General features: G+C 70.5%; 17 protein-coding genes. 10 read left to right on the top strand and 7 right to left on the bottom strand.

All coding sequences use genetic code 11. The annotated features are described in order from the left end of the window. Nucleotides 1-7: 7 nt before the first annotated feature. The 6 genes from ABEA43_RS04370 to ABEA43_RS04345 all read right to left on the bottom strand — a co-directional run bounded on the left by ABEA43_RS04370 (nucleotide 8) and on the right by ABEA43_RS04345 (nucleotide 8,395). A complete protein-coding gene (locus ABEA43_RS04370; protein ID WP_345558912.1) occupies nucleotides 8-499 on the bottom strand; it encodes a hypothetical protein in 492 nt (163 codons plus the stop codon). Next, on the bottom strand, nucleotides 499-1,905 hold the full coding sequence (locus ABEA43_RS04365) for an Nramp family divalent metal transporter (protein WP_345558910.1): 1,407 nt from the start codon (nucleotides 1,903-1,905) through the stop codon (nucleotides 499-501). Before ABEA43_RS04365 ends, ABEA43_RS04370 begins: the two co-directional genes overlap by 1 nt. Before the next feature lie 169 nt (nucleotides 1,906-2,074). Then, nucleotides 2,075-4,186 (bottom strand): acetate--CoA ligase family protein, encoded by a 2,112-nt coding sequence (locus ABEA43_RS04360; RefSeq protein ID WP_345558908.1) that lies wholly within the window; start codon nucleotides 4,184-4,186, stop codon nucleotides 2,075-2,077. Beyond that, the gene (gene frc / locus ABEA43_RS04355; RefSeq protein WP_345558906.1) at nucleotides 4,186-5,409 is read right to left on the bottom strand and encodes a formyl-CoA transferase; all 1,224 of its coding nucleotides are present in this window, start codon (nucleotides 5,407-5,409) and stop codon (nucleotides 4,186-4,188) included. The genes ABEA43_RS04360 and frc overlap by 1 nt, the downstream gene beginning before the upstream one ends. A 12-nt stretch (nucleotides 5,410-5,421) precedes the next feature. Then, a complete protein-coding gene (locus ABEA43_RS04350; RefSeq protein ID WP_345558904.1) occupies nucleotides 5,422-7,095 on the bottom strand; it encodes a thiamine pyrophosphate-binding protein in 1,674 nt (557 codons plus the stop codon). An 88-nt stretch (nucleotides 7,096-7,183) separates the two neighbouring features. After that, nucleotides 7,184-8,395 (bottom strand): molybdopterin molybdotransferase MoeA, encoded by a 1,212-nt coding sequence (locus ABEA43_RS04345; RefSeq protein ID WP_345558902.1) that lies wholly within the window; start codon nucleotides 8,393-8,395, stop codon nucleotides 7,184-7,186. Nucleotides 8,396-8,590: 195 nt separating this feature from the next. On the opposite strand from ABEA43_RS04345, the gene ABEA43_RS04340 reads away from it, so the two are divergent. From ABEA43_RS04340 to ABEA43_RS04300, 9 genes are all read left to right on the top strand, one after another. Then, complete coding sequence (locus ABEA43_RS04340; protein ID WP_345558900.1) at nucleotides 8,591-9,568, top strand: 2-dehydropantoate 2-reductase; 978 nt, start codon at nucleotides 8,591-8,593, stop codon at nucleotides 9,566-9,568. Between the two features lie 38 nt (nucleotides 9,569-9,606). Beyond that, nucleotides 9,607-11,508 (top strand): molybdopterin oxidoreductase family protein, encoded by a 1,902-nt coding sequence (locus ABEA43_RS04335; protein ID WP_345558898.1) that lies wholly within the window; start codon nucleotides 9,607-9,609, stop codon nucleotides 11,506-11,508. 4 nt (nucleotides 11,509-11,512) lie between these two features. Further along, nucleotides 11,513-13,330, top strand: a complete 1,818-nt coding sequence (locus ABEA43_RS04330; RefSeq protein WP_345558896.1) for an NAD(P)H-dependent oxidoreductase subunit E — start codon at nucleotides 11,513-11,515, stop codon at nucleotides 13,328-13,330. Continuing rightward, nucleotides 13,327-14,169, top strand: a complete 843-nt coding sequence (locus ABEA43_RS04325) for a 2Fe-2S iron-sulfur cluster-binding protein (protein ID WP_345558894.1) — start codon at nucleotides 13,327-13,329, stop codon at nucleotides 14,167-14,169. Before ABEA43_RS04330 ends, ABEA43_RS04325 begins: the two co-directional genes overlap by 4 nt. Before the next feature lie 41 nt (nucleotides 14,170-14,210). Beyond that, a complete protein-coding gene (fdhD, locus tag ABEA43_RS04320) occupies nucleotides 14,211-15,071 on the top strand; it encodes a formate dehydrogenase accessory sulfurtransferase FdhD (RefSeq protein WP_345558892.1) in 861 nt (286 codons plus the stop codon). Between the two features lie 324 nt (nucleotides 15,072-15,395). Beyond that, nucleotides 15,396-16,319, top strand: coding sequence for a metal ABC transporter substrate-binding protein (locus tag ABEA43_RS04315; RefSeq protein ID WP_345558890.1), 924 nt, complete (start codon nucleotides 15,396-15,398; stop codon nucleotides 16,317-16,319). Then, nucleotides 16,316-17,095 carry a metal ABC transporter ATP-binding protein gene (locus ABEA43_RS04310; protein ID WP_345558888.1) on the top strand — a complete coding sequence of 260 codons (780 nt, stop codon included), beginning with the start codon at nucleotides 16,316-16,318 and terminating at the stop codon, nucleotides 17,093-17,095. Before ABEA43_RS04315 ends, ABEA43_RS04310 begins: the two co-directional genes overlap by 4 nt. Beyond that, nucleotides 17,095-17,967, top strand: a complete 873-nt coding sequence (locus ABEA43_RS04305) for a metal ABC transporter permease (RefSeq protein WP_345559841.1) — start codon at nucleotides 17,095-17,097, stop codon at nucleotides 17,965-17,967. The genes ABEA43_RS04310 and ABEA43_RS04305 overlap by 1 nt, the downstream gene beginning before the upstream one ends. Continuing rightward, the gene (locus ABEA43_RS04300; protein WP_345558886.1) at nucleotides 17,964-18,353 is read left to right on the top strand and encodes a Fur family transcriptional regulator; all 390 of its coding nucleotides are present in this window, start codon (nucleotides 17,964-17,966) and stop codon (nucleotides 18,351-18,353) included. Before ABEA43_RS04305 ends, ABEA43_RS04300 begins: the two co-directional genes overlap by 4 nt. On the opposite strand, the gene ABEA43_RS04295 is transcribed toward ABEA43_RS04300, so the two are convergent. Then, nucleotides 18,293-19,210, bottom strand: coding sequence for a DMT family transporter (locus ABEA43_RS04295; protein ID WP_345558884.1), 918 nt, complete (start codon nucleotides 19,208-19,210; stop codon nucleotides 18,293-18,295). The genes ABEA43_RS04300 and ABEA43_RS04295 overlap by 61 nt on opposite strands. Before the next feature lie 92 nt (nucleotides 19,211-19,302). On the opposite strand from ABEA43_RS04295, the gene ABEA43_RS04290 reads away from it, so the two are divergent. Then, nucleotides 19,303-19,830 (top strand): CGNR zinc finger domain-containing protein, encoded by a 528-nt coding sequence (locus ABEA43_RS04290; protein ID WP_345559840.1) that lies wholly within the window; start codon nucleotides 19,303-19,305, stop codon nucleotides 19,828-19,830. The last annotated feature ends 72 nt before the right edge of the window (nucleotides 19,831-19,902 follow it).

Below are 19,902 nucleotides of genomic sequence, written 5' to 3'. Positions count from 1 at the left end.
GCCACCGTCATCGACGCCCTCCCTTCCGCGACCGCATCATGTGGGCGAAGCGGAGATAGTGGTCGAGCAGCTCCTTCGCGATCGGATTGCCGGCGGCACGGCGGACGAGCCAGTGCGGCATGAGGCGTTCGTGCAGCCAGAGGAAGCCGATGGCGAAGCCGAGGCTCACCATCGCCTGGTAGGCCAGGAACGTCAGCACGCCGTCGGCGAGGCCGCCCGTCCCGGCCAGGCTCTCCTGCATGAGCCTGGACACGGGGAAGGCCGCCAGCCAGTACAGGCCGACCGGCCCGAAGGTGCCGGGCCGGAACACGCCGTGGCCGAGTAGCACGCCGTACAGGCCGCCGAACAGGGCGAGCGGTACGGCGAGCGCCAGGGCCGACAGCGTGGCCATCCCGATGGGCTGCCCCGCGAGCAGGGTCAGCCCACCGGCCATGGCTCCGGCGACGGCTCCGATCGACGCCCCAGGCAGGGCGAGTTCGAGGCTGTGCCGTCCGTCCATCAGCCCACGACCACGCCGAAGGCGAACAGACTGTAGAGCAGCATGCCGAGGTAGAACACCGCACCGAACCCGATGATCACGTTGGTCCACCACTTGGGCCTGATCGGTTTCGGCAGCATGCGGTTGTTCACGAGCAGCAAGGTCACGCAGTACGCGCCCATCGCGAACGTGGACAGGAACGCCAGCGTGTCCAGGATTCCGCTGGGACCGTCGGCCGGCCCGAACAGCAGGATCAGGATGCCGAAGAGGATGACGCCCCAGAGGAAGATCCCGTACAGGCGCGACATGCCCAGCTTCTTCGCCCCGCGGACGAAGTTGTAGGTCATGTCAGCCTGGCCGCGGGAGAAGGAGTCGAACAGCCCCAGCGTCGCGTTCAGACCGATCAGCGCGATGAACCCGAGGAAGAGCCCTCCGAGCACCGAGCTGCCTGCCGCGGAGACGGCGTCGGACATGGCGCTGAGCGCCACCTCCCGGTCGTCTCCCTGGATGACGGTCCGCACGGCCGGGTTCTGCCGCACCGCCGACTGGGCGATCACCGTGAAGGAGATCGTGACCAGCATGGTGATGCCCCAGAACAGCAGCAGCGCGTCGAACGTGACCCAGCGGCGCCAGCCCCTCCACTTGGCCATCTCGGCCGGGTCCTCGGTGTCGAACATGAACCCGCGCGCGGGCATCTCCTCTTCCTCGCCGGCGTGGCGCAGCCCGCGGACCTGCGGGATGTGCGAGCCCATGCCGGCGCCGGAGTCACGCAGGTGCAGCGTGTACCACATCTGCTGCATGCCCGACGGTCCGGCGAAGGCGCAGGCGCCCACGATGACCGGGAACCAGGCCGCCGTCATGGCCTCCGCCGGCAGGTAGCCGAAGGAGAACATGCCGCTGATCGTGCTGACCACGTCGGCCCAGGTGCCCACCATGGCCGCGACGACGGCCGTGCCGATCACGAGGGTGCCGATCAGTAACGACAGCAGGTTCTCCAGGACGTTGTAGATCACCTTGAGGAAGCTGAAGACCACGCCCACCAGGATCAACCCGATGACGGCGGTCACCATCCAGGGGATCCCGGTTATCTCCTCGAACGCCGCCGCCCCTGCTGACAGGTGTCCCGGCCAGATGTAGACGGCGATGGCCACGACGAAGAAGAACCACATCAGCGGCTTGAACACCCGGGCGGCGCCGGAGAAGATGCTCTCTCCCGTCGCCATGGCGTAGCGCGCCATCTCCAGCATCACCACGGCCTGCAGGGTGACACCGATCAGGAACAGCCATCTGATCTCCGGCCCGAACAGCAGCACCAGGCGGGGCCACATGTACGACTCGCCCATGCCCACGCCCAGGGCGACGAGGAACACCGTCGGCCCGAGAATGTGCACCGAGGGAGGCGCGTCGGGGAGCTTCCTGATGGGCATCGGCTCAAGCCGGCCCGCTTTCCATACTCGTTGATCCTCGACCGGCGGCGTGGCCGTCGCCGGGGGTGTATTCGATGTATCCACCTACGGACCTCCTGGGGGGTGTGTTGCCTTTCTCGTCCGCTGCCCCGAATAGCCCCCTCGCCTGGATAGCTGCTTCGCTCGGCTCTTAGCTCAGCAGTCCGGCAGCCCTGGCCCAGCGGTACTTCGCGCCGAGGACTGCCACAGGCTTCTCAGTCGTGTACGGGTATGCGACCACGCCATGTTCGAACAGGTACTCGCTGGCCTCCTCAACTTCGGTGTCGCCGGCGAGTGACGCCACGACCGGCTTGACGTTTCCCTTCGCCCGCTCCTCCGCCACCACACGGGCGATGAGCTCGGCGAAGACCATCGGCGGCGTCACGATCGTGTGCCAGTAGCCCAGGACGAGAGCGTGGATCCGGTCGTCGGACAGGCCGAGCCGGACCGTGTTCGCGTACGTCGAGGGCGGTTCGCCGCCGGTGATGTCGATGGGGTTGCCCGCCGCGCCGAACGGCGGGATGTAGGCGCGGAAGGCCGCGTCCAGGTCGTCCGGGATCTCCATGAGCGTCAGCCCGGCGTCCACGATGGCGTCGGACAGCAGCACGCCGGAGCCGCCCGCGCCGGTGATGATGACGACGTTCTCGCCCTTGGGCGCGGGCAGGACGGGCAGCGCGCGGGCGTACTCCAGCATGTCGTTGAGCCCCGGCGCGCGCACCACCCCGGCCTGGCGCAGGATGTCGTCGTAGACCTTGTCGTCGCCGGCCAGCGCCCCGGTGTGGGATCCGGCGGCCCGCGCGCCCATCGCGGTGCGCCCGGCCTTGAGCACGATGACCGGCTTCTCCTTGACGACCCTGCGGGCCGCGTCGACGAAGCCGCGCCCGTCCTTGAGGTCCTCCAGGTGCATGGCCACGGCCTTGGTGTTGTCGTCCTGCTCGAAGAACGTCAGCAGGTCGTCCTCGTCCACGTCGGCCTTGTTGCCGACGCCGACGATGGCCGAGACGCCCATCTTGGTGGTCCGGCTGAAGCCCAGGATGGCCATGCCGATGCCGCCGCTCTGCGAGGTCAGCGCCACGCTGCCCTTGACGTCGTACGGGGTGCAGAACGTCGCGCAGAGGTTCTCCGGCGTGTAGTAGTAGCCGTAGATGTTGGGGCCGAGCATCCGCACGCCGTGCCTGCGCGCGATCTCGACGATCTCCTGCTGCCCCTCGACGTTCCCGGTCTCGGCGAACCCGGAGGGGATCATGATGGCGCCCGCCACGCCCTTCTCGCCGACCTCCTCCAGCGCCGGGGCGACGAACTTGGCGGGGATCGCGAACACGGCCACGTCCACGTCGCCGGGCACGTCCAAGACGCTCTTGTACGCCGTCAGCCCCATGATCTCGTCGGCCTTCGGGTTGATCGGGAAGATCTTCCCCTGGTAGCCGCCGTCGATGAGGTTGCGCATGACCGAGTTGCCGATCTTGCCGTTCTCGGCGGAGGCGCCGATGACGGCGACCGCGCGCGGCTTGAAGATCCGGGTCATCTGCCGCAGGATCTCCTCGCGCGGCAGCCTGGGCACCTCGGCGGGCGGCTCCCCGATGAGGACCCGCACGTCGGCGGCGACCGCGCCGTTCGCGTCGGCGAAGACGGGGTTGAGGTCCACCTCGGTGATCTCGGGGAAGTCGGAGACCAGTTGGCCGACGCGTTCGATCAGCGCCGCGAGCGCCGCCCTGTTGGCGGGTTCGGCCCCACGGACACCGCGCAGCACCTCAGCCGCTTTGATGTCGTCCAGCATCGCAAGGGCATCATCACCCGAAACCGGGGCAAGCCGGAAGGTCACGTCCTTGAGTACTTCAACCAGGACACCGCCCAGTCCGAAGGCGACGATCTTGCCGAAGGTGGGGTCGGTGACGGCGCCCACGATGACCTCGTGCCCGCCGTTGACGAGCTGCTGCACCTGGATGCCGTCGATCGTGGCGTCGGGGTTGTAGGCGCGGGCGTTGACGAGGATCTTGTCGTAGCCCTCGCGCACCTCCGCCTCGGTCTTCAGGCCGACCAGCACGCCGCCGGCGTCGGTCTTGTGCAGGATGTCGGGCGAGACGATCTTCAACACGACCGGCAGGCCGATCTCCACGGCCAGCCGCGCCGCCTCGTCGGCCGAGGTGGCCAGCCCTTCGCCGGGGGTGGCGATGCCGTACGCCTGGCACAGCTTGCGACCCTCCGGCGCGGTCAGCGCCGTGCGCCCTTCGGCGAGCGCCTTCTCGATGACTTCCCGGACCACTAGATGACTCCGTTCGTCTTCAGCTGGGCCAGCTCATCGGCGCTCACGCCGAGCTCGCCGTAGATGTCCTGGTTGTGCTCGCCGAGCAGCGGCGGGGTGATGACGTCCACCGGCGAGTCGGAGAGCTGCAGCGGGCTGCCGACGGTCACGAACTCGCCGCGCTCCGGGTGGTCGACCGTGACGACGATGCCCTCGTCGCGCAGCGACACGTCCTCCACCAGCTCCTTGGTGGACAGGATCGGCCCGCAGGGGATGTTCTCGGCGTTGAGCCGGTCGAGCACCGTCCACTTGTCGTGGCGGATCGTCCACTCCTCGATGAGCTGGAACATCTTGTCCAGCTTGGTCAGCCGCGACTCCGGGGTCGCCCACTCGGGGTCCTCGGCCAGCTCGGGGCGGCCGATGATGGACGAGATGGGCTTCCAGCCGACCGGCTGGACGATCACGTAGATGTAGTCGTTCGGGCCGCCGGGGGCGCAGCGCACCGCCCAGCCGGGCTGGCCGCCGCCGCTGGCGTTCCCCGAGCGGGGCACCTCGTCGTTGAACGTCTTGTTCGGGTACTCGCGCAGCGGCCCGTGCGCCAGCCGCTGCTGGTCGCGCAGCTTGACGCGGCACAGGTTCAGCACGGCGTGCTGCATGGCCACCTGTACGCGCTGACCGCGGTCCGTCTGCTCGCGCTGGTAGAGGGCGGCCAGGATGCCGGCGACCGCGTGGATGCCGGTGCCCGAGTCGCCGATCTGGGATCCGGTGGCCAGCGGCGGGCCCTCCTCGAAGCCCGTGGTGCTCATCGAGCCGCCCATCGCCTGGGCGATCACCTCGTACGCCTTGAACTTGGCGTACCTGCCGGTGCCGAAGCCCTTGATCGAGGCGTAGATCAGGCGGGGGTTGAGCTCCTGGAGGCGTTCCCAGGTGAAGCCCATGCGGTCGACCGCGCCGGGGCCGAAGTTCTCCACCAGGATGTCGGCGCTCCGCACCAGCTCGGTGAAGAGCTCCTTGCCGCGCTCGCTCTTCATGTTGAGGGTGATGCTGCGCTTGTTGCAGTTGAGCATCGTGAAGTAGAGGCTGTCGACCCCGGGCACGTCCCGGAGCTGCTGGCGGGTGATGTCGCCGGTCGGGGCCTCCAGCTTGACCACGTCGGCGCCGAGCCAGGCGAGCAGCTGGGTGGCCGACGGGCCGGACTGGACGTGGGTCATGTCGAGGACGCGGACACCTTCGAGAGCCTTCATGTCGAGAAACCCCTACTTGTACATGGTCTGGTTCATGGTCCCGGGGGCGTAGACCTCTGGGTCCACCCACACGTTGATCAGCGAGGGCTTGCCCGACTCCCTGGCCCGCTCCAGCGCGGGACGGATCTCCGCGGGGTCGCGCACCTCCTCGCCGTGGCCGCCGAGGAGCTTGGCGAAGTCGCCGTAGCGGATGTCGCCGAGGGTGTTGCCGACGCGGGCGCGGTCCGCGCCGTACTTGGCGGCCTGGCCGTACCTGATCTGGTTCATCGAGGAGTTGTTGCCGATGACGCCGATGAACGGCAGGTCGAAGCGGACCATCGTCTCGAAGTCCCAGCCGGTCAGGCTGAAGGCGCCGTCACCGAACAGGCACAGCACCTCCTTGTCGCGCCTGGCCTGCTTGGCGGCCATCGCGAAGGCCATGCCGACGCCGAGCGTGCCGAGCGGGCCCGGGTCCATCCAGTGGCCGGGCGACTTGGGCTGGACGACCTGGCCGGAGAAGGTGACGATGTCGCCGCCGTCGCCGATGTAGATCGTGTCCTCGGTGAGGAACTCGTTGATCTCGTGGACCAGGCGGTAGGGGTCGATGGGCTGGGCGTCGGAGAGCTGGCGGGGCAGGCGCTTCTCGTACGCCTTGGTCTCGACCGCGCGCAGCTCGTCGATCCACTCCTTGCGCCTGCCCGCCGGGCCCTCGATCCGGCCGCTGGCCGCCTGGGCCGCCGCCGACAGGATGAGGCCGGCGTCGCCCACGATCCCCAAGTCGATGTCCCGATTTTTCCCGACAGTGCGGTAGTCGAGGTCGATCTGGACCACGGTCGCGGTCGGCGACAGCCGCTTGCCGTAGCCCATCCTGAAGTCGAACGGGGTGCCGACGATGATGATCAGGTCGGCCTCGGTGAAGGCGTACCTGCGGCTGAGCTGGAAGTGGTGCGGGTCGCCCGGCGGCAGCGTGCCGCGGCCCGAGCCGTTCATGTACGCGGGCACGTTCAGTGTCCTGGCGAAGTCGATGGCGGCGTCCGTCGCCCGGCACGTCCACACCTGACTCCCGAGCAGGATGCACGGCTTCTCCGCGTGGGCCAGCAGGTCGGCCAGCCGCTCGATCGCCTCGGGGTCGCCGGCCTGCCGGGTGGAGGCCCGGTAGCGGCCGGGCTCGGGGATGCGGGCCTTCTCCAGCGGAATCTTCGCGTCGAGCACGTCACGCGGGATCTCCAGGAACGACGGCCCCGGAGCGCCGTGATAGCACTCGCGGAAGGCCATCGACACGATGTCGGCCACGCGTTCCGTGCTGGGCACCGTCGCGGCGAACTTGGTGATCGGGGTCATCATGTCCACGTGCGGCAGGTCCTGCAGTGAGCCCATCTTGTGCTGGCTCAGCGCTCCCTGCCCGCCGATGAGCAACATGGGGCTCTCCGCGCGGAAGGCGTTGGCCACGCCGGTGACCGCGTCGGTCGTGCCCGGCCCCGCCGTGACCACCGCGCAGCCGGGCTTGCCGGTGATGCGGGCGTAGCCGTCCGCGGCGTGCGCGGCCACCTGCTCGTGGCGTACGTCGATGACCTCGATGCCCTCATCGACGCAGCCGTCATAGATATCGATGATGTGGCCGCCGCAGAGCGTGTAGATCACTTCCACGCCCTCGGCCTTGAGCGCCTTGGCTACGAGATGACCACCAGAGATCGTTTCAGACATCATGCCACCCTTTCCTGGCAACGGACCGCGCTGTCTTCCGCATACTGCATACCGTATGAACGCAATGCTTACTCCCTCGTGATGGGCCTGTCTAGACCCCAGCGGGCAACTCGATCAGCTCCACCTGGTCACCGGACCACCCCGGCGGGACGACGGCCAGCGCGTCGGCCAGCGCCGCTCCCCAGAGCGAACCTGGCCGGTCGTGGCCCACGGGAACGGCGCCCCGGCTCGACCGCCGTACCGGGACCAGGCGGGTGTCGCGCGGGTGCGCACGTACCGGGCCGGCCAGCGCGCTCGTCTCGTGGCGGGCCGGCGTGCCGGCCAGCTCGCGGAGCATGGGGGCCAGCAGCGTGAGGGCGGCGGCGAGGGCCGCGAACGGGTTTCCCGGCAGCCCGACGAGCAGGCGCCCGGCGGGGAGCCTGGCCAGCAGCTGCGGGTGGCCAGGACGCACGGCCACGCCGTCGACCAGCACGTCCGCGCCCAGGTCGCCGAGCACCTTCCGCAGGTGATCGGCGGGCCCTTTGGACGAGGCTCCGCAGACGACCAGCACGTCGGATGGAGCAGGGGCGGACGGGGCGAGGGCGTCGTGCAGCGGGAGGGGGCCGTCGGGGAGCCGGAGGGTGCTCGTCACCTGCCCGCCGGCCCACTCGACCAGCCCGGGAAGGAACGGCCCGATGGCGTCGCGCACGCGTCCTGGCGCCGGGAGCCCTTCCTGGACCACCTCGTCCCCGGTGACCAGCACCGCCACGCGCGGCTTGGGCCGTACGAGGAGCTCGTCGTGCCCGAGCCCGGCGGCCAGCCCGAGCAGCACGGGCGTCACCGCCGCGCCCGCGCCCAGCACGACGGCGCCCTCGGCGATGTCCTCGCCCCGGCGCCGGATGTGCCGCCCCGCCTCCGCGACGCCCTCGATCCACACGTCCTCGCCCCAGGCGGGCGTCGCCGCCTGCATCCGAGGCACCGCGTCCCCCCGGGAGTGCGGGGCGACCGTGACGCGTTCCCAGGGCAGCACCGCCTCGGTCCCGGCGGGCACCGGGGCGCCGGTGGCGATCTCCACCGCCTCCCCCGGCCGCAGCTCCGCCTCGTACAAGGAGCCTCCGGCCAGCACCCGCCCCACCATGCGCCAGGGTCCCTCCCCCGTCACCGCGTAGCCGTCCATCGCCGAGACGTCCACCCCCGGCACGGCGACCAGGGCCCGCAGGGGCGCGGCGAGACGGGAGCCGAGCGCCTCGGAAAGGGGCACCGACGAGGGCTCCAACGGACGGGCGGCCCCGGCCGCGAGCGCTCGCGCCGAGGTCCATGACATCGCTTCCACCACTGGATCATGCCGAACATCGGGCATAGGCACCGCTCCTTGACCCACCTTTTTCCATACTGTATACCGAATGCACGGCGGGTCGCGTCCAGCGGCCCGCCACAAGTTACGGCGGGTCACGTCCAGCGGCCCGCCGCAAAGTTACGGGGGCCAGTACGTACGATCCGACGCGAGAACGGAGCGCGCATGAAGGTCGCTGTTCTTGGCGCCGGCGCCATCGGCGCATACGTGGGAGCCGCCCTCCACCGGGCGGGAGTCGAGGTCCACCTCATCGCGAGAGGCCAGCATCTGCAGGCCATCCGCAGCGCCGGTGTGCGGGTGCTCACCCCCAGGGGCGATTTCGTCGCCCATCCCCATGCCACCGACGACCCCGCCCAGATCGGCCCGGTGGACCACATCTTCCTGGGCCTCAAGGCGAACAGCTACGCCGCGTCCGGCCCCATGATCGAGCCGCTGCTGCACGGCACCACCAGCATCATCGCCGCGCAGAACGGCATCCCGTGGTGGTACTTCCACGGGCTCAAGGGCCCTCACGAGGGCTACCGCATCGAGAGCGTCGATCCTGGCGGCGCGGTCACGGCCGCGCTGCCGCTGCACCGCGCGATCGGCTGCGTCGTCTACGCCGCCACCGAGATCGAGGCGCCTGGCGTGATCCGCCACCTCGAAGGCACCCGGTTCTCCATCGGCGAGCCGGACGGCGAGCTGACCGGCCGGTGCGCCGCCTTCAGCGAGGCCGCCGTCGCGGGCGGATTGAAGTGCCCGGTGGAGCGCGACCTGCGCCGGGACGTCTGGATCAAACTGATGGGCAACATCTCCTTCAACCCGATCAGCGCGCTGGCCAGGGCGACGATGGCCGGGATCTGCCGGCACGACGGCGCCAGAGAGCTGGTCGTGGCCATGATGCGGGAGACGGTCGAGGTGGCGCGGCGGGTCGGCTGCGACCCCGGCATCTCGATCGAACGCCGGCTGAAGGGCGCGGAGAAGGCCGGCGAGCACAAGACCTCCACCCTCCAGGATCTGGAGAAGGGCAAGCCGCTGGAGCTCGACGTGCTGCTGGCCGCGGTGGTCGAGCTGGCCGACCTCACCGGGGCCGACGTGCCGACGCTGCGTGCGATCCACGCGGTGAGCGATCTGCTGAACGAGAACCTTGTCCGAGCGGTCTAGCTGGGAATACCGTAGCCTGTATACAGAATGGAGGGATCATGAGCTATGACCGCCTGACCCATCCACTGGTGCGCGAGAACGGCGTACTGCGCCAAGCGACATGGGACGAGGCGCTGGAGCGCGCGGCCGAGGGGTTCCGGCGCAACGTCGCCAGGCACGGCCCCGACAGCTTCGCGATGTTGTCGTGTGCCCGTTCCACCAACGAGATGAACTACGTGGGGCAGAAGTTCACCCGCGTCGTGATCGGCACCAACAACGTGGACTCTTGCAACCGCACCTGTCACGCGCCCAGCGTGGCGGGGCTGTCGGCGGTGTTCGGCAGCGGTGGCGGCACCTCCTCCTACCAGGAGGTCGAGGACACCGACGTGATAGTGATGTGGGGCTCCGCGGCGCGGAACGCCCACCCCATCTTCTTCCAGCACGTGTTGAAGGGGATCCGCAAGGGCGCGCGGATGTTCGCGGTCGATCCGCGGCGCACCGGCACCGCCCAGTGGGCCGACCTGTGGCTGGGCCTCAACGTGGGCACCGACATCCCGCTCGCCCACGCGGTGGCCCGCGAGATCATCCACGCCGGGCTGCACAACGAGGCGTTCATCGAGCGGGCCACGACCGGCTTCGAGGAGTACAAGGAGTCGATCGAGCCCTGGACGCTCAGCGCCGCCGAGCAGGTCACCGGCGTGCCCGCGGCCGCGATCCGGGAGCTGGCCCACGCCTACGCCCGCGCCGACCGCGCCCAGCTCTGCTGGACGCTCGGCATCACCGAGCACCACAACGCGACCGACAACGTCCGGGCGCTGATCAATTTGTCCCTGCTCACCGGCCACGTCGGCCGCTACGGCTCGGGCCTGTCGCCGTTGCGCGGCCAGAACAACGTGCAGGGCGGCGGCGACATGGGCGCCATCCCCAACCGCCTGCCGGGCTTCCAGGACATCCTCGACCCGGCCACGAGGCAGCGCTTCGAGGGCGTCTGGGGCAAGGAGATCCAGCCCCGCTACGGGCTCAACCTGACCCAGATGCTGGAGGCGATGGCCGACGGCGAGGTGACCACCTGCTACCTGATCGGTGAGAACCCCGTGCAGTCCGAGGCCGACTCGCTCGCCTGCATCAAGCGCCTGTCCATGCTCGACCACCTCGTCGTCCAGGACATCTTCCTCACCAAGACCGCCCAGATGGCCGACGTCGTGCTGCCCGCCAGCGCCGCCTGGTGCGAGGCCGACGGCACGTTCACCAACAGCGAGCGCCGCGTCCAGCGGGTCCGCAAGGCCCTGGAGCCGCCGGGCGAGGCCCGCGACGACATCTGGATCATGTGCGAGATAGCCGCCAGGATGGGTCACGACTGGCACTACGACGGCGCGGAAGAGGTCTGGAACGAGCTGCGCGCCCTGTCCCCCCAGCACGCGGGCATGACCTACCAGCGGCTGAGCGACCTGCAGGGCATCCAGTGGCCGTGCCCGTCCGAGGACGCGCTGGAGCCGCCCTACCTGCACGGGCGGCTGTGGGAGAGCGACCCGGTCAAGCGGGGCACGCCCGCGCCGTTCGCGCTGCTGCGGCACTCGCCGCCGGTGGACCTGCTGGATGAGGAATATCCGCTCCGGCTGACCACCGGCCGCCGGCTCGACTCCTACAACACCGGCGTGCAGTCCTCGGGGTTCGCCTCTCCCATGCGCCGCGGCGAGACCGTCGAGCTGTGCCCGGAGGACGCCGAGCGCCTCGGCCTGGTCGCGGGCGAGGAGGTGCGGATCAGCTCGCGGCGCGCCTCCGTGGTCGCGCCGGTGTACATCGATCCCGCGCTGCGGCCCGGGCTCGTGTTCATGACCATGCACTTCCCCGACGACGTGGACACCAACTCCCTCACCATCGAGGCGACCTGCCCGATCGCGGGCACGGCGGAGTTCAAGGCGGCGGCCGTACGCGTCGAGAAGCTCGTCAAGGCCGGGTGATCAGATGGATCTGAGATTCAGTGGCGCGGAGCCGTCCGAGGAAGAGCGCGCGGCGGTCGACGCCCTGCTCGGGCCGCCCGCCAACGCTTGGGACGGCGGTTTCAGGACCGACGCCGACCTGCGCTCGGCCGCCAGGGCCGAGTCCGCCCGCGACCTGCTGCTGCCCGCGCTGCACGCGGTCAACGACCGGGTCGGGTGGATCAGCGCGGGCGCGCTCGAGTACATCTGCCGGCGGCTCACCGTGCCGCCCGCGGAGGCGTACGGGGTGGCCACGTTCTACTCGCTGTTCTCGATGGAGCCGCGGCCGGAGCGGGTCCTGCACGTCTGCACGGACCTGGCCTGCCAGGCCAAGGGCGCGGAGGACGTACGCGCGCGGGTCGAGGAGCGGCTCGGCGCGCCAGGGAAGTCGTGGCACGAGAGCCCGTGCCTGGGCCTGTGCGAGCGGGCCCCGGCCGCGCTCGCCCTGCAGGCCGGCCAGCCGCCCAAGGCCCAGGTGTACGCCCCCGCGAACCCCGACACCATGCTCAGCACCGCCGCCGACGCCGTCGCCACCGCACCGAGCCCCAACGGCAGCGCGCCGCGCCTCGACGTGGCCGGCGACGCGCCCGTGGCGGAGGCGGTGCCGCAGGCCGGCAAGCCCGGACTGACGCTGCTGCGCCGGGTGGGCGTGGTCGATCCCACCAGCCTGGACGCCTACCGGGCGGCGGGCGGCTACCGTGCCCTGCGCAGGGCGTTCGAGCTCGGCCCTGCCGGGGTGATCCGCGAGGTGCTGGAGTCCGGCCTGGTCGGCAGGGGCGGCGCGGCCTTCCCGACCGGCCGCAAGTGGGAGGCCGCCGCCCGCCAGCCCGACCATCCGCACTACCTGGTGTGCAACGCCGACGAGAGCGAGCCGGGCACGTTCAAGGACCGGGTCATCATGGAGGGCGACCCGTACGCGCTCGTCGAGGCCATGACGATCGCCGCCTACGCCACCGGCTGCGCCAAGGGATACCTCTACATCAGGGGCGAATATCCCCGGGCGGCCGCCCGGCTCCAGCACGCGATCGCCACCGCGCGATCGCGTGGGCTGCTCGGCGACGACATCCTCGGCAAGGGCCTGTCGTTCGACATCGAGCTGCGCAAGGGCGCGGGCGCGTACATCTGCGGCGAGGAGACCGCGATCTTCAACTCCATCGAGGGACAGCGCGGCGAGCCGCGCAGCAAGCCGCCGTTCCCCGTGGAGAAGGGCCTGTTCGGCAAGCCGACCGTGGTCAACAACGTGGAGACCCTGGTCAACGTGCTGCCGATCCTGGAGGGCGGCGCGCAGGCGTACACGGAGGCGGAGCCCAAGCTGTTCTGCGTCTCGGGCGCGGTCGAGCGGCCGGGCGTGTACGAGCTCACGTTCGGCGCCACCCTGCGGGAGCTGCTGGAGCTGGCCGGGACCACCGGCACGACCAGGGCGGTGCTGCTCGGCGGCGCGGCCGGCGCGTTCGTCACCGAGCTGGACATCCCGCTCACCTTCGAGGGCACCAGGGACGCGGGGGCGACGCTCGGCTCCGGCGTGGTGCTCGTCATCGACGACACCGTGGACCTGAAACGGCTCCTGCTGCGCATCGCGGAGTTCTTCCGCGACGAGTCCTGCGGCCAGTGCGTGCCCTGCCGGGTGGGCACCGTACGCCAGGAGGAGGCCCTGCACCGGCTGTCGGGCCGGGTCGATCAGCGCGATCTGGTGCTGCTGCGCGAGGTCGGCCAGACCATGCGCGACGCCTCGATCTGCGGCCTCGGACAAACAGCCTGGAACGCCGTCGAATCTGCCATCGACCGCCTGGGAGTGTACAAATGATCCCGCTCCAGCCGCCCCGGAGGCTCATCGACGTCGAGATCGACGGCGAAGCCGTACGGGTGCCGGAAGGTTCGACCATCCTCGACGCCTGCTCGGCGGCCGGGAAGGACATCCCGACCCTCTGTTACGGCGACACGCTCACTCCGAAGAACGCCTGCCGCGTCTGCGTCGTGGAGGTGGCGGGCGCCAGGACGCTCGCGCCCGCCTGCTCCAGGAAGGCCGAGGCCGGCATGAAGGTCGGCACGGACACCGACCGGGCCAAGCAGAGCCGCAAGGTCGTGCTGGAGCTGCTCGGCTCCTCGGTCGACCTGTCGACCACGCCCAGGGCCGCCGAGTGGGTGGCCGAGTATGGTGCCGACCCCGCCAGGTTCGGCCCGGACGCGGCCACCGTCGAGCAGCCCGCCAAGGTGGACAACGACCTCTACGTACGCGACTACAGCAAGTGCATCATGTGCTACAAGTGCGTGGACGCCTGCGGTGACCAGTGGCAGAACACCTTCGCCATCTCCGTCGCCGGCCGGGGCTTCGACTCGACGATCTCCACGGAGTTCGACGCCCCGCTCACCGACTCGGCCTGCGTCTACTGCGGCAACTGCGTCGAGGTGTGCCCGACGGGGGCGCTGTCGTTCAAGACCGAGTTCGACATGCGGGCCGAGGGGACCTGGGACGAGGAGCGGCAGACGGAGACCACGACGATCTGCAGCTACTGCGGGGTCGGCTGCAACCTGACCCTGCACGTGCAGGACAACAAGATCGTCAAGGTGTCCTCGCCGCACGACAACCCGGTCACCAAGGGCAACCTGTGCGTCAAGGGCCGCTTCGGGTACGGCTATGTGTAGGGCGGCTCTGTACGGTCCGGGCCTGCGCAGGGCGGGCTCTCATGTCTAGGGTCACCGTCAAGCGGCGCATCCTGCGCGTCAAGGACACCGCCCACACCAGCAGGATCGACTCGCTGGCCGCCGAGGAGCCGCTGGAGATCAGGCTCGGCGGCACACCGCTGACCGTCACCATGCGAACCCCCGGCGACGACTTCGACCTCGCCGCCGGGTTCCTGGTCAGCGAGGGCGCCGTGGGCTCCTCCGACGACATCGCCACGATCCGCTACTGCGCGGGCGCGACGGCGGACGACGGCAACACCTACAACGTCCTGGACGTACGGCTGGCGCCCGGCGTCACCGCCCCCGAGCCGCGCAACTTCTACACCACCTCCTCCTGCGGCGTCTGCGGCAAGGCGTCACTGGAGGCGGTGCGCACCGTGGCCCGCTGGAGCGCCGCCGACGACCCCGTCGAGGTGTCGCAGCGGACCGTCGCCACGCTCCCCGACCGGCTGCGGGCGGCCCAGCGGGTGTTCGACCGGACGGGCGGGCTGCACGCGGCCGGGCTGTTCACGGCCGACGGCGAGCCGTTGTGCGTCCGGGAGGACGTGGGGCGGCACAACGCGGTGGACAAGCTGCTCGGCTGGGCGCTCAGGAACGACCGGCTCCCCTTGCGCGGCACCGTGCTGATGGTGTCGGGGCGAGCGTCGTTCGAGCTGGTGCAGAAGGCGGTCATGGGAGGCGTCCCGGTGCTCGCCGCGGTCTCGGCGCCGTCCTCGCTCGCGGCCGAACTGGCCGCGGAGGAGGGGCTGACGCTCATCGGGTTCTTGCGCGGTGACTCGATGAACGTCTACACGGGCGAGCGGCGCCTGAACGTCACCCCGAGCGCCGGCTACGGCTCAGCGGGCGCTCGTACGACGGGGTGACACCGGGATGCCGTACGGCGCCGCGCTGGCCCCCAGCAAGCCGTCCGGCATCCCCCCGTTTAATGGCCTCACTCCGTGAGGCGGGCTCGGTCGCCCAACGCCGCCGCCTTCCCCCGCTCTGGTCGCTCCGCTCCCGCCACTCCTCCAGACGACGGCACTGTGTCCACTGGCCTCTCTCCGTTCGGCTGGGCTCGGTCGCCCAACGCCGCCGCCTTCCCCCGCTCTGGTCGCTGCGCTCCCGCCGCTCCTCCAGACGACGGCACTCCCTCGCTTCAGCCTGTGAGATTTTGACAACCGTTTTCATTTTGTCGCATACTGACACACATGATGTCAGGATTTTCCCGGTCGTGTGCTGCCGGTTTGCTGGCCGGAGCCGCCCTGCTCACCACCGCGGCCTGCGGATCCGGATCCGCCGAGACCCCCGCTGGGCAGAGTGACAAGCCCGAGGTGGTCGCCGCCTTCTATCCCCTCCAGTGGCTGACCGAGCAGGTGGGCGGATCCGACGTGCAGGTGACGGTGCTCACCGCGCCCGGCGTCGAGCCGCATGACCTGGAGCTGGGCATCCAGCAGGTCACCGGCATCCGCAACGCCGCCCTGACCGTCTACATCAAGGGCGTGCAGCCCGCCGTCGACGAGGCGGTCGAGGCGGAGACGAGCTTCGACGCCGCCACCGCCGTCACCACCATCCCCATGGGCGAGCACGCGGGCGAGGAGGAGGAGCACGGCCACGAGGAGGTCTCCTACGACCCGCACCTCTGGCTCGACCCCGCCCGCCTGGCCACCGTCGCCACCAAGCTCGGCGAACGCCTGGCCGCCGCCGATCCCGAGCACGCGCAGGGCTTCAAGGACCGCGCCGCCACGGCCGCGAGCACGCTGGGCACGCTCGACCAGGAGTTCGCCAAGGGCCTGAGCACCTGTAAGTCCAAGGCGCTGGTCACCGCGCACGAGGCGTTCAGCTACCTGGCCGACCGCTACCGGCTCAAGCAGGTCGGCATCACGCTCGACCCCGACACCGAGCCCTCGCCCACGCGCATCTCCGAGGTGGCCAAGGTCGCCAAGGCCGAGGGCGTGACCACGATCTTCACCGAGACCCTGGTCAGCCCCAAGGTGGCCGAGGTGCTCGCGAGCGAGGTCGGCGCGAAGACGGCGGTGCTCGACCCGCTGGAGAGCAAGCCCTCCGGCGACTACCTGTCTGCCATGCGCGATAACCTCAAAACCCTACAAACAGCACTGGGGTGTACGGCATGAGCGAAACGGCCTTCGCGATGACAAACGGCCGGGTCTCCTTCGACGGCAAGCCCGTCCTTCGCGGGATCGACCTGACCGTGTGCCCCGGGGAGGTCGTCGCGCTGCTCGGCGCCAACGGCTCCGGCAAGTCCACGCTGGTCCGGGCGCTGCTCGGCCTCACGCCGCTGACCGGCGGCAAGACCCTGATGTACGGCTCGCCGCCCGGCAGGTTCCGCGACTGGTGGCGCATCGGCTACGTGCCGCAGCGGCTCCAGGTCGGCGGCGGCGTGCCCGCGACCGTGCGCGAGGTCGTCGCGTCGGGCCGCATCGCCAGGCAGAGCAGGCTCCGCAGGACCAGCGCGGCCGACAAGGCGGCGGTCTCGTCCGCGCTGGAGGCCGTCAGGCTGGCCGACCGGGCCGGCGACCCCGTCCAGTCGCTGTCCGGCGGCCAGCAGCAGCGGGTGCTCATCGCCCGCGCGCTGGCGGGGGAACCGGACACGTACGTGATGGACGAGCCGACGGCCGGCGTGGACGCGGAGACCCAGCAGTTGCTCGCCGACACGCTCGCCGACCTCGTGCTCGGCGGCAAGACGGTCGTCCTGGTCGCGCACGAGCTCGGCCCGCTGGAGCCGGTCATCACGCGCGGCGTGGTGATCCGCGAGGGACGCGTCGCGCACGACGGCAGGCCGCCGCGGCCGGAAGGCGACTGCGCCAGGCCCGGACACGAACACCAGCACCCGCACGCCGCGGAGACGACGGCGGGACCGCTCACTGGCTGGCAGGGGGAACCACGGTGATCTTCGAGCTGCTGCAGGAGGAGCTCTTCCAGCTCGCGCTGATCGCGGCGCTCCTGGTGGGGCTGTGCGCGCCCGCCGTGGGGACGTTCATCGTGCAGCGCCGGCTGGCGCTGCTGGGCGACGGCATCGGCCACGTCGCGCTGACCGGCGTGGCGCTGGGCTTCCTGACCGGCACGACCCCCGTGCTGACCGCCGTGATCGTGTCCGTCGTCGGCGCGGTGGCGATCGAGCTGGTCAGGGCGCGCGGGCGGACGAGCGGTGACGTGGCGCTGGCGCTGCTGTTCTACGGCGGGATCGCGGGCGGCGTCATGCTCATGGGCATCGCGCCCGGCGGCAGCAACGCCAAGCTGAACTCCTACCTGTTCGGCGCCATCGCCAGCGTCACCCAGCAGGACATCTGGGTCATCGCGGCGCTGGCCGTCGCCGTGATCGCGGTGGTCGCGATCTTCGGCAGGGAGCTGTTCGTGCTCTGCCAGGACGAGGAGATGGCCAGGGCCAGCGGCCTGCCGGTGCGTTTCCTCAGCCTCCTGATCGCCGTCACGGCCGCGCTCACGGTCGTCATCGCCATGCGGGTGGTCGGCCTGCTGCTGGTCAGCGCGCTGATGGTGATCCCGGTGGCCACCAGCCAGCAGCTCACCAGGGGTTTTCGCGCGACGATGGGGCTGGCCATGCTGTTCGGCGTGCTGGCCTCCGTCGGCGGGCTGCTCGCCTCCACGTACTCGGCTAAGGTTCCTCCTGGCGCCGCGATCGTGCTTCTTGCGCTCGCCGGCTTCGTCCTGGCCCTCGGGGTCGGTAAATTCGTACGGCGAGCCCGTATCCAGGAGTCAACAGTGAGCGAGCGACCAAAGCTGCGCGTCGAGGAGGTCGCATGACGACGAGACGCGATGCCGTGCACGACACCCTCCGCAACAGCGAGGGCTTCCGCAGTGCGCAGGACGTCTATGCCGAGATGCGCCTGCACGGCGCCAAGATCGGCCTGACCACCGTCTACCGCGCCCTGCAGGCGCTGGCCGACGGGGGCAAGGTCGACATGCTCCGCACGGACGACGGCGAGTCCGTCTACCGCGCGTGCGCCACCGACAGCCATCACCACCACCTGGTCTGCCGCCGCTGCGGGCACACCGTGGAGGTGGCCGGGCCCGCCGTCGAACGCTGGGCGGAGATGGTCGGCAGCGAGCACGGGTTCACCGAGATCACTCACACGGTCGAGGTCTTCGGCACCTGCTCGTCCTGCTCGTCGTCGGTCCGGGCGGGCTGAGCGCGGCGGGAGCCGTACAGGACGCCCAGCACGACCACCGCGCACCCGGCGAGCTGCAGCGGCGACGGGCGCTCCCCGAGCAGCACCGTCGACAGCGCGACGGTCGTCATGGGCTGGACCAGCAGCAGCAACGCGGTGAGCGCGGCGGGCTGACGCGGCAGCGAGTACGTGATCAGCGACCACCCGAGCACCTGCGGCCCCAGCGCGAGCAGCAGCAGCCAGCCGTGCGCGGGCCAGTCCGGCACGGGATCCGCGCCCCCGAACACCGGGCTGAGCAGCGCGATCATCACGGTGGCCACCACGGTCGCGTGCGCCAGCGGCCCCACCGCACGCTCGGGCCCGGCCTTCAGCAGGAGCAGGAACGCCGCGTACGAGATCGACGTGGCCACCCCCGCGAGCACGCCCATGATCGGATCGCTCCCGTAGGCGGCGCTGTCGAACACCCCGGAGATCAGCACGACCCCGGCGAACACCACGGGCGTGCCCACCATCAGCCGCGACGAGGGCCGCTCACTGAACAGCGCCCAGGCGGCGAACGCCACGATGAACACCTGCAGGTTGCCCAGCACGGTCGCCAGGCCCGCGCCCACGTAGTCGATCGTGTGGTGCCAGAAGAGCAGGTCGAACGCGAACACCACTCCGGCCAGCCAGCCCAGCACCATCCCCTTGAGCGGCAGCGGTCCGAGCCTGCGCCGCTCCAGCCAGGCCAGCACGAGCATGGGCGGCACGGCGTACGCGCAGCGGAACAACGCGGACGTCGCCGGCGACACACCGGATAACCGGACCAGGGGCGCCGAGGTGGAGATGATCAACGCGCCGGCGATCGCGATCAGCACGATACGCCGATGTGCTCCCATGGAAACCCCCGTATGCCCGCGCAGGAGATACGCTGCGACCACGCTAGGACCCGGAGCGGACAGGAGTCAACATGCCGTTTGGCCATGACATGGTGCATTCTTTGGCCACCCTTGTCGCGCTGGTCAACACCTCGCCATCCACCGGCGGCGACGACGGCCTGGCCACCTTGGCCGAGCTCCAGACGTTCGTGCAGTCTCATCAGATCAGCGGCATCGGCGCGCTCACGGCCCGCGACCTGGGGCAGGTGCGGCTCGTCCGCGAGGCGTTCCACCGGGTCTTCACCGCGCCCGACCAGCCGACCGCCGTCCGGACCCTGAACGCGATGCTGTCGGAGACCAGGATCACGCCGCGGCTCACGGAGCACGACGGCCATCCGCTGCACGTCCACTACTTCGCCGCGGACGCCTCGCTGGCCGAGCACGTCGCGGCCGACTGCGGGGTGGCGCTGGCGCATCTGCTGGTCGACGGGGAGGCCGAGCGCCTGCGCACGTGCTCGGCGCCCGACTGCGACCGCGTCTTCGTGGACGAGTCGCGCAACCGGTCACGGGTCTACTGCGACAGCCGTACGTGCGGGAACCGCATGCACGTGGCCGCCTACCGCGCCCGCCGCCGCGCCTGAGCGCTTCCCGGCCCGCCGCCGCGCCTGAGCGCTTCCCGGCCCGCCGCCGCGCCTGAGCGCTTCCCCCGGCCC

Origin of the sequence: Nonomuraea rosea (assembly GCF_039539705.1) — a bacterium.
Lineage (GTDB): Bacteria > Actinomycetota > Actinomycetes > Streptosporangiales > Streptosporangiaceae > Nonomuraea > Nonomuraea rosea.
Note: the sequence above shows the minus strand (reverse complement) of the source record. Positions and strands in the feature narration are given on the sequence as shown.

Coding starts and splice junctions, on each gene's coding strand:
- ABEA43_RS04295 (WP_345558884.1), bottom strand. CDS start 19,210: ATGGGAGCACATCGGCGTATCGTGCTGATCGCGATCGCCGGCGCGTTG.
- ABEA43_RS04330 (WP_345558896.1), top strand. CDS start 11,513: ATGGATCTGAGATTCAGTGGCGCGGAGCCGTCCGAGGAAGAGCGCGCG.
- ABEA43_RS04310 (WP_345558888.1), top strand. CDS start 16,316: ATGAGCGAAACGGCCTTCGCGATGACAAACGGCCGGGTCTCCTTCGAC.
- ABEA43_RS04335 (WP_345558898.1), top strand. CDS start 9,607: ATGAGCTATGACCGCCTGACCCATCCACTGGTGCGCGAGAACGGCGTA.
- ABEA43_RS04325 (WP_345558894.1), top strand. CDS start 13,327: ATGATCCCGCTCCAGCCGCCCCGGAGGCTCATCGACGTCGAGATCGAC.
- ABEA43_RS04350 (WP_345558904.1), bottom strand. CDS start 7,095: ATGATGTCTGAAACGATCTCTGGTGGTCATCTCGTAGCCAAGGCGCTC.
- ABEA43_RS04300 (WP_345558886.1), top strand. CDS start 17,964: ATGACGACGAGACGCGATGCCGTGCACGACACCCTCCGCAACAGCGAG.
- fdhD (WP_345558892.1), top strand. CDS start 14,211: ATGTCTAGGGTCACCGTCAAGCGGCGCATCCTGCGCGTCAAGGACACC.
- frc (WP_345558906.1), bottom strand. CDS start 5,409: ATGAAGGCTCTCGAAGGTGTCCGCGTCCTCGACATGACCCACGTCCAG.
- ABEA43_RS04345 (WP_345558902.1), bottom strand. CDS start 8,395: ATGTCATGGACCTCGGCGCGAGCGCTCGCGGCCGGGGCCGCCCGTCCG.
- ABEA43_RS04370 (WP_345558912.1), bottom strand. CDS start 499: ATGGACGGACGGCACAGCCTCGAACTCGCCCTGCCTGGGGCGTCGATC.
- ABEA43_RS04315 (WP_345558890.1), top strand. CDS start 15,396: ATGATGTCAGGATTTTCCCGGTCGTGTGCTGCCGGTTTGCTGGCCGGA.
- ABEA43_RS04340 (WP_345558900.1), top strand. CDS start 8,591: ATGAAGGTCGCTGTTCTTGGCGCCGGCGCCATCGGCGCATACGTGGGA.
- ABEA43_RS04365 (WP_345558910.1), bottom strand. CDS start 1,905: ATGCCCATCAGGAAGCTCCCCGACGCGCCTCCCTCGGTGCACATTCTC.